4 protein-coding genes and 2 pseudogenes are annotated in these 9,348 nt (G+C 65.1%); 2 read left to right on the top strand and 4 right to left on the bottom strand.

The window, feature by feature from the left end:
- Window positions 1-166 precede the first annotated feature (166 nt).
- Window positions 167-2,476 carry an NADP-dependent malic enzyme gene (locus ACXJL8_RS24330; RefSeq protein WP_456621930.1) on the bottom strand — a complete coding sequence of 770 codons (2,310 nt, stop codon included), beginning with the start codon at window positions 2,474-2,476 and terminating at the stop codon, window positions 167-169.
- Between the two features lie 246 nt (window positions 2,477-2,722).
- Between ACXJL8_RS24330 and ACXJL8_RS24325 the strand changes: the two genes are divergently transcribed.
- Window positions 2,723-4,699: a hypothetical protein gene (locus ACXJL8_RS24325; protein ID WP_456621929.1), complete on the top strand. Its 1,977-nt coding sequence runs from the start codon at window positions 2,723-2,725 to the stop codon at window positions 4,697-4,699.
- Between the two features lie 148 nt (window positions 4,700-4,847).
- Here the strand turns inward: ACXJL8_RS24325 and aspS are convergent, their stop codons facing one another.
- The gene (gene aspS, locus ACXJL8_RS24320; protein ID WP_456685719.1) at window positions 4,848-6,620 is read right to left on the bottom strand and encodes an aspartate--tRNA ligase; all 1,773 of its coding nucleotides are present in this window, start codon (window positions 6,618-6,620) and stop codon (window positions 4,848-4,850) included.
- Between the two features lie 193 nt (window positions 6,621-6,813).
- On the opposite strand from aspS, the gene ACXJL8_RS24315 reads away from it, so the two are divergent.
- Window positions 6,814-8,289 (top strand): protein adenylyltransferase SelO, encoded by a 1,476-nt coding sequence (locus tag ACXJL8_RS24315; protein ID WP_456685718.1) that lies wholly within the window; start codon window positions 6,814-6,816, stop codon window positions 8,287-8,289.
- Between the two features lie 127 nt (window positions 8,290-8,416).
- Here the strand turns inward: ACXJL8_RS24315 and ACXJL8_RS24310 are convergent.
- A pseudogene (locus ACXJL8_RS24310) lies at window positions 8,417-8,891 on the bottom strand (REP-associated tyrosine transposase).
- A gap of 131 nt (window positions 8,892-9,022) precedes the next feature.
- Window positions 9,023-9,348 (bottom strand): annotated as a pseudogene (locus tag ACXJL8_RS24305) (M23 family metallopeptidase); the annotation flags it as partial.

Below are 9,348 nucleotides of genomic sequence, written 5' to 3'. Positions count from 1 at the left end.
CGGGGCCGCGACGAGCTTCGCTCGCGCTGAGAGGGTTGGGGTGAGGGGGAGCCTCCGCGGGGACGGTGAGAGTTGGACTCGCGGAGAGTCCCCCTCACCCGGATCGCATCTATCGATGCGATCCGGGTTCTCCCCGCAGGCGGGGAGAGGCGAAGAACCGACGACCTTACGTAAACAACGTCGGCTGCTGCCGCGCCGCACGCTCCTGCGCTTCCACCACCGCGACCGCGGTCATGTTGAGGATGCCGCGCGCCGTCACGGATGGGGTGAGGATGTGGGCGGGGCGCGCCGGGCCGATCAGGATCGGGCCGACGGGCAGCGCGTCCGCGAGCGACTTGATCATCTGATAGGCGACGTTGGCGGTGTCGAGGGTCGGCATGATCATGATGTTGGCCTCGCCCTCGAGGTTGGAGTGCGGCAGCACCATCTTGCGCGCAGCGGCCGAAAGTGCCGTGTCGCCCTGCATCTCGCCGTCGGCCTCGATCTCCGGATGCTTCTCCTTCAGGAGCTGGGTCGCCCGGCGCATCTTGCGCGAGGATTCGGTATCGTAGCTGCCGAAATCGGAATGCGAGACGAAGGCGATCTTCGGCTTGATGTTGAAGCGCTGAACGTGAACCGCCGCGAGCGAGGCAATCTCGGCCAGCTCCTCCGCGCTCGGATTGGGGCGAACCTGGGTGTCGGCGATGAAGAACGCGCCCTTGCTGGTGATCAGCAGCGCCAGCGCCGCATAGTCGCTGATCCCTGCCGAGAAGCCGACGATTTCGCGGACATGGCGCAGATGGCTCATGTAGCGGCCCTCGACGCCGCAGAGCATGGCGTCCGCCTCCCCGCGCGTCACCGCGAGCGCGGCGATGACCGTATTGTTGGTGCGGACCACCGTGCGCGCCGCATCCGGCGTCACGCCGCGGCGGCCGGCGACCTCGACATAGGACTGCACGTAGGAGCGGTAGCGCGGATCGTCCTCGGGGTTGACGAGGTCGAAATCCTTGCCGGCCTTGATCGACAGGCCGAAGCGCTTGATGCGCGCCTCCACCACGGACGGACGACCGACCAGGATCGGCGTCGCCAGCTTCTCCTCCAGCACCACCTGCGTGGCGCGCAGCACGCGCTCGTCCTCGCCCTCGGCATAGATCACGCGCACCGGCTGGGTCTTGGCCTTGGCGAACATCGGCTTCATGACGAGGCCGGAGCGGAAGGCGAAGCGCATGAGCTGCGCGGCATATTCGTCGAAATTGGTGATGGGACGCGTCGCGACGCCCGACTCCATCGCGGCCTTCGCAACCGCCGGCGCCACGCGCAGGATCAGCCGTGGATCGAACGGGCTCGGAATCAGCGAGCCCGGACCGAAGCCGCCCATCTCGCCGGTGTCGACCCCTTGCGCCACCGCATCCGACGGCGCCTCGCGCGCGAGCTGCGCGATGGCTTCGACCGCGGCGTGCTTCATCTCCTCGTTGATGGCGCTGGCACCGACGTCGAGCGCGCCGCGGAAGATGAAGGGAAAGCACAGGACGTTGTTGACCTGGTTCGGATAGTCCGAGCGGCCGGTGCAGATCATGGCGTCGGGGCGCACCTTCCGCGCTTCCTCCGGCATGATTTCCGGCGTCGGGTTGGCGAGCGCCATGATCAACGGCTTGTCGCCCATCGCCTTGGCCATCTCGGGCTTGAGCACGCCCGGTGCCGACAGCCCGATGAAGATGTCCGCGCCGCCGATGACGTCGGCGAGCGTGCGCTTGTCGGTCTTCTGCGCGTAGACGGCCTTCCAGCGGTCCATCGAGGTGTTGCGGCCCTCGTGCACGAGGCCGTCGATGTCGCAGACCCAGATGTTCTTGCGCTGCGCGCCCATCGACACCAGCAGGTTGAGGGTCGCGATCGCAGCCGCCCCTGCCCCCGACGCCACGATCTTGACGTCGGACAGCTTCTTGCCGTTCAGCCTGAGGCCGTTGGTGATGGCGGCGGCGACGATGATGGCGGTGCCGTGCTGGTCGTCGTGGAAGACCGGGATCTTCATGCGCGCCTTCAGCTGCGCCTCGATCTCGAAGCACTCCGGTCCGCGGATGTCCTCGAGATTGATGCCGCCGAAAGTCGGCTCGAGCGCCGCCACCGTCTCGACCACGCGGTCGATGGTGTCGGCGGCGATCTCGATGTCGAACACGTCGATGCCGGCGAATTTCTTGAACAGGACCGCCTTGCCCTCCATGACGGGCTTGGACGCCAGCGGGCCGATATTGCCGAGGCCGAGCACCGCGGTGCCGTTGGAGACCACGGCAACCAGATTGGCGCGGGTCGTCAGCGTCGCGGCTTCCGCCGGGTTCTTGGCGATCTCGGTGCAGGCAGCCGCAACGCCCGGAGAATAGGCAAGCGCGAGGTCGCGCTGGTTGGCAAGCGGCTTGGTCGCCTGGATCTCGAGCTTGCCGGGGCGCGGCAGGCGGTGATAGGCGAGCGCCGCCTGGTGGAGGTCATCTGAATAGGACGACATGCGGTCTCTTGCCTCGCGTTACCGGCCTCAAACTACGTTGTCCTGACCGGTCTGTCGCGGGTCGCGGTATTCCGGGTCATGGAAACGGGATGAAGCACGGCCGGCGCCCCGGTGGCAACATCCGATTGCGACCCCATCAACAGGCCGATCGGTCAAATATCTGATAGCTATAGCTTTCCCTGGACCGCACGGCGTTTCGCGAATATGGCAGGTTGCGCGGTGCAATATGAGCAACTGGAGCTGAGAATGAAGCGAATCCTGATCGGCCTGATCGCGGTGGCCGCACTCGCCGCAGGCGGATGGTTCGGCTTCAACCTCTATGCAGAGCATCGCGCCACCGCCGAGATCGAGGCCGCCTTCGACCAGGTTCGCGCGAGTGGCGGCAAGGCAAGCCATGGCAGGATCGGGTTCGATCTGCCGACGCGCACCCTCACGATCGAAGACATCGCCATCGATCCCGGCCAGCAGTCGCAGATGCAGGTCAAGATCGCCAGCGTGAAGGCGACCGGCGTGCGCCAGCTCGACGAGGGGCGGTTCTCCGCCGACGCCATCGACGTCTCGGGCATTGAATTCGCAATCGACAGCGCGGTCGGCCCATCGCAGGTCAAGGCCGCCTACAAGATCGCTCGGGCCACGATCCGGGACTACACCGGGGCGATCCGCGCTCAGGTCTTGCCGGCATCAAACGCCATCACCGACCTGTACCGGTTTGGTCTCGAACAGTTCAGCAGCGTCGCGGCGTCCTCAATTGAGGTGCCGACCATTGCCGTTGCCATCGCCGGCAAGCCCGGTACGGCCAACCCGGGAGGCGGCGATCTCGCCTATTCGGGCCTGGTGATGAAAAATCTCCGGCAGGGCAAGGTCGAGGCGACCAAAGCGGACCGGCTCACCTTCACGTTCAACTCGATCCAGGCGGGCAAGCCCGACAAGCTCACGGGCGAGCTGTCGAACCTCATCCTGAACGATTTCGATTCGGCCGCCATGCTCGCGACCCTCGACCCTCAAAAGGCGAACGACGACAGCTACCATCAGGTCTACAGGCAGATTTCGACAGGGCCTTACACGGTGACGTCCGGCGGCATGCGCCTGGAGGTCGATGGCTTCACCATCGACGATATTGGCGTGCAGCCATCAAAATTCCGGATGGTCGAGATGCTGGCCGAGTTGCCCCAGGATCAATCGGCCCCTCCAACGCCCGCGCAGGCGCGCGAGATGATGGAAAAGCTCGCTGGATTCTATGAGGGCCTTCGCGTCGGCAAGATCGAGGTCGGCAAGACGACGGTGGGCACGCCGCAAGGGACGGCGAGGATCAACGCAGTCAGGTACCGGGAGGGCGAGTTCGCAGTCGAGGGCGTCGATACACCGTCCCCGCAGGGTCAGTTCAAGATGGAGCGCTTCGCCCTCAAATCCTTCAGCACGACGAACCTGATGCGCTGGGCGGCAGGCCTCGCCAACCCCGGGCGGGCGCCCTCGCCCGATCAGATGCTGGGCCTGTTCCGGGTGCTCGGAGGCGCCGAGATCAAAGGCGTGGTCTCGCCGTACAAGAACACACGGCAGCTCGTCACCATCGACACGATCAGCCTGAACTGGGGACAATTGGTCGGATCGATCCCGAGCAAGGCCAATCTGGTCGTGAAGATGGTCGCCCCGACCGATCCGACCAATCCCGTTCAGCTGCCGTTGACGATGGCCGGCATCGACAAGCTGGCCATCAACCTCGATCTCGGCGCGGCCTGGACGGAATCCTCGGGCACCTTCGCGCTTGCACCCGCCACCATCGATCTCGGCAATCTCGCCAAGGCGCAGGCCCGCTTCGCGCTCGCCAATGTGCCGCGCGGGATGTTCACGACCGATCCGGTGCAGGCCATGGGCCAGGCCGAGCAGATCGAGACCGGCGCGATCGAGCTCTCCTTGCGCGACAGCGGGGTCGTGGATCTCGTGGTGGCACAATTTGCGCGGATGCAGAACGTCAGCCGCGACGCCGCGCGCGGTGCCATCGTCGAGATGATCCGGGCGCAGGGCGAGAAGGTCGCAGCCTCCAATCTCGACGCCAAGGCGGCTGTCGATGCGATCGCCGGCTTCGTCGAGACGTCGGGGCAGGCGCTCAGCATCAAGCTGACGCCGCTCGGCAAGATCCCGGTGCTCCAGCTCATGAACCTGCTGAACAACGAGCCGATCGTCGCGCTGGCGCAATTCCGGATCGAGGCGTCGACGGGGCTTTGAGAGCGCTTGGTCTCGTGTCCCGGACGCGGCGCGGCATGAAATGACGCGACGCAGAGCCGGGACCAAGAAGTCACCTTCCGTGAAGTGTGGGCCCCGGCTCTGCAGCGCACCGCTGAAGAAGCGCTGCGCTGCGTCCGGGGCACGAGCCTCACTTCTGCGGCAGGTTCACCCGGACGTGGAGCTCGCGGAGCTGCTTTGTCGTGGCTTCCGAGGGCGCGCCCATCAGCAGGTCCATGGCCTGCTGGTTCATCGGGAACAGCGAGATCTCGCGCAAATTCGTGGTGCCGCACAGCAGCATCACGATGCGGTCGACGCCCGCGGCCATGCCGCCATGCGGCGGCGCGCCGTACTGGAACGCGCGGTACATGCCGCCGAAGCGCTCGACCACTTCCTGCTCACCATACCCGGCGATCTCGAACGCCTTCACCATCGCTTCCGGCACGTGGTTGCGGATGCCGCCCGAGGCGATCTCGTAGCCGTTGCAGGTGATGTCGTACTGGAACGCCTTGATGGTCAGCGGATCCTGGCCCTTCAACGCGTCGAGGCCGCCCTGTGGCATCGAGAACGGATTGTGCGAGAAGTCGACCTTCTTGTCGTCCTCGTTGTACTCGTACATCGGGAAGTCGACGATCCAGGCGAGCTCGAACCGCTCCTTGTCGGTGAGGTTCAATTCCTCGCCGACCTTGTTGCGGGCCAACCCTGAGAACTTCCAGAACTTGTCGGGATCGCCGGCAACGAAGAAGGCGGCATCGCCTTCCTTGACGCCGATCTGCGCGCGGATCGCGGCGGTGCGCTCAGGCCCGATGTTGTTTGCCAAGGGGCCGGCACCCTCGCCGCCCTCGCGCCACATGATGTAGCCGAGGCCGGGCTGGCCCTCGCCCTGCGCCCACGAGTTCATGCGGTCGCAGAAGGCGCGGCTGCCGCCGCCCGGTGCCGGGATGGCCCAGACCTGGTTCTTGGGATCTTCGAGCATGCGCGCGAAGACCTTGAAGCCGGAGCCGCGGAAGTGTTCCGAGACGTCCTGCATCTCGATGGGGTTGCGCAGGTCCGGCTTGTCGCTGCCGTATTTGCGCAGCGCCTCCGCGAACGGGATGCGGCGCCAGTTCTTGCTCACCGGCTTGCCCTTGGCGAACTCCTCGAACACGCCGGTGATCACCGGCTCCATCGCAGCAAAAACATCCTCTTGCGTGACGAAGCTCATCTCGACGTCGAGCTGGTAGAACTCGCCCGGCAGACGGTCGGCGCGCGGGTCTTCGTCGCGGAAGCAGGGCGCGATCTGGAAGTAGCGGTCGAAGCCCGACATCATCAAGAGCTGCTTGTACTGCTGCGGCGCCTGCGGCAGCGCGTAGAATTTTCCCGGATGGATGCGCGACGGCACCAGGAAGTCGCGCGCGCCTTCCGGCGATGACGCGGTCAGGATCGGCGTGTTGAACTCGAAGAAGCCCTGCCCCTCCATACGCCTGCGCATCGACTTGATGATCTCGACGCGCGTCATGATGTTCTGGTGCAGCTTCTCGCGACGCAGGTCGAGGAAACGGTACTTGAGCCTTATGTCCTCAGGATATTCCTGATCGCCGAACACCGGCAGCGGCAGGTCGCCGGCCGGACCGAGCACCTCGATCTCGCTGACATAGATCTCGATCTTGCCGGTCGGCAGGTCGTCGTTGTCGGTGCCCTCGGGGCGGCGGCGGACCTTGCCGTCCATCTTGACCACGAATTCCGAGCGCAGCTTTTCGGCGAGCGAGAACGCCGGCGAGTCCGGATCGACAACGCACTGGGTCAGGCCGTAATGGTCGCGCAGGTCGATGAACAGCACGCCGCCATKGTCGCGGACACGATGGACCCAGCCTGACAGGCGGATCGTCTCGCCGATGTTGCTCTCGCGGAGCGCGCCGCATGTATGTGACCGGTAGCGATGCATGGTCGTCCCAAAATGATGTCTGAGGTTCGAATCGGACGGCTGAGGTGGCCGGTCCGAAGTTGCGGCAGGGTTTACCCGACGAGGCCGGGGGCGGCAACCAAGGGAACGGGCTGTTTTGGGCTGGAAGTGCCCATTTTTGGCAAGTTGAGGCCCGAGCCTTTGCCGATTGGCATTCCACGCCTATCTTGAGGCCATGACGGTCCATTTCCCCTTCCAAAACTCCTATTCGGCGCTGCCGGACAGCTTCTTTGCCCGCGTCGCGCCGACCCCCGTGGCTGCCCCCCGGCTGATCAAGCTGAACCGGCCGCTGGCGATCCAGCTCGGGCTCGATCCGGACATGCTGGAGACCCCTGAGGGCGCCGAAATCCTGGCCGGGAAAACGGTTCCCGTCGGCGCCGACCCGATCGCCATGGCCTATGCCGGCCACCAGTTCGGGCAATTCGTGCCCCAGCTCGGCGACGGAAGGGCGATCCTGCTCGGCGAGGTCATCGACCGGGACGGCGTCCGCCGCGACATCCAGCTCAAGGGAAGCGGGCCCACCCCGTTCTCCCGACGCGGCGACGGCCGCGCCGCGCTCGGTCCGGTGCTGCGCGAATACATCGTCAGCGAGGCGATGTTCGCGCTCGGTATCCCGACCACGCGCTCACTCGCCGCCGTCGTCACCGGCGAGCACGTCATCCGCGAGACCGCGCTGCCCGGCGCGGTGCTGACGCGGGTGGCATCGAGCCACATCCGCGTCGGCACCTTCCAGTTCTTCGCCGTCCGCCGCGATACCGACGCGATCCGCCGGCTCGCCGACCACGTCATTGCCCGCCACTATCCGGAGCTGCTCGGCACCGAGCGGCCCTATCACGCGCTGCTCGCCGGTGTCGTCGCGCGCCAGGCCGAACTCGTCGCGCGCTGGCTGCTGGTCGGCTTCATCCACGGCGTGATGAACACCGACAACTCGTCGATCTCCGGCGAGACCATCGATTACGGCCCCTGCGCCTTCATGGATGCCTACAATCCTGCGCAGGTGTTTTCCTCGATCGATGAGATGGGCCGCTACGCCTATGCCAACCAGCCGCGCATCGCGCTGTGGAATCTGACCCGGCTCGCCGAATGCCTGCTGCCGCTGTTTTCCGACGAGCAGGAGAAGGCGGTCGCGGACGCCCAGGACATTCTCGGCGCCTTCGGCGAGACGTTCAACGACGCCTATCAAGCTGGCCTGCGCAAGAAGGTCGGCCTGTTCACGATGCGTGAGGGCGACGAGKCGCTGATCCAGGACCTGCTGGATGCCATGGCGAAGAACCAGGCCGACTTCACCCTCACCTTCCGTAAGCTCGGCGATGCCGCAGCCGATCCCGCTGCGGACGACGCCCGCGCCGAGTTCATGGACCCCGCAGTCTTCGATGAGTGGGCCAGGCGCTGGCGCGACCGCACCGCTTTGGAGCCGCAGACCGCCGCCGAGCGGCAAGCGGCGATGCATGCGGTCAATCCGATGTTCATCCCGCGCAACCACCGCGTCGAAGCCGTGATCCAGGCCGCGGTCAACAATGACGATTACGCGCCGTTCGAGGAATTGGTGAAGGTGCTGGCGAAGCCGTTCGAGGACCAGCCGGATTATGCGGCGTACGCCGACCCGCCGCTGCCGGATCAGCGCGTGTTGCAGACGTTCTGCGGGACGTAGCGACAGGCTCGATGCGTAGGGTGGATTAGCCGAAGGCGTAATCCACCACTTCTCTCGACCAAACGGAAAGTAAAGAGGTGGATTACGCTTCGCTAATCCACCCTACAGACTGACGCTGCAGCGACCATCACGCCCGTTCACCGAACTCGCCGGCCATCCGGAGATCGCCGCCCCAATCGTCGGGAAATAATCCCTCGCGGACATCGCGGTGAAACGACGAAAACGGCCAGTCGCACGCTTTCGAGACATGCCCGTGATTGTAGTAGCAATACTCGACGTGGCGAGCGTAATCGGCCTCGTCGCGGATCAGATGCTCCCAGAACCGGCGTTGCCAGATGCCGGCGTTCTTTCCGCGCGGCACGGACGGCACTCAGTCGCTCGTTCGCCGGGAGTGCTTCCGCAAAACGTGTTTTGATCAGCCTCCAGCGGACCGAAAAATCGGCATCGCCTGACGGCAGCTTCCAGATCGCGTGAAGATGATCCGGCAGGACTACGAAAGCATCGATCTCGAAGGGATGGCTCTGTCGCGTTGCGGCGACTGCAGCCCGTAAGATTTCGATCTGCTCTGTCAAAAGAGCTTTCCGCCGATCGAACAGGTTCACGGTGAAGAACCAGCATCCTCCCGGAACGAATGCGCGGCGGTAGTCGGACGTGGATCATGAATAGCACAACTTGAAGTTGGCTCACAGTGGTGGATTACGCCTTCGGCTAATCCACCCTACGCACCTCGTCCCTATTTCGTCGCCTTCCTCACCCCGCCGAACGACGCCGCGTCGAACTTCTGCGGATCGACGGGGTCGTAGCGTGACCATTCCATGTCCGGCATCTTGCCGTACCGCTCGGCCCACGCCTTGTCCGTCGTGGTCGTGCCCGGCGCGACCGGTCGAAGCTCGAAATGCAGCACCTTGCTTGGGCCGATCTCGCCGATCGTGTCCTTGGCCTTGACGCTCGCGCCCACCGCGAGCGCCTCTCCCTTCGGCCCGACAATGCGGCCGAGCTGAACATAGCGCGTGTAGACGATGCCGCCGTTGGGATAGGTGTGCTTGAGCACGACGTAGC

The organism is Bradyrhizobium sp. P5_C11_2 (assembly GCF_054049755.1).
This window is presented reverse-complemented; position numbering and strand designations above follow the sequence as displayed.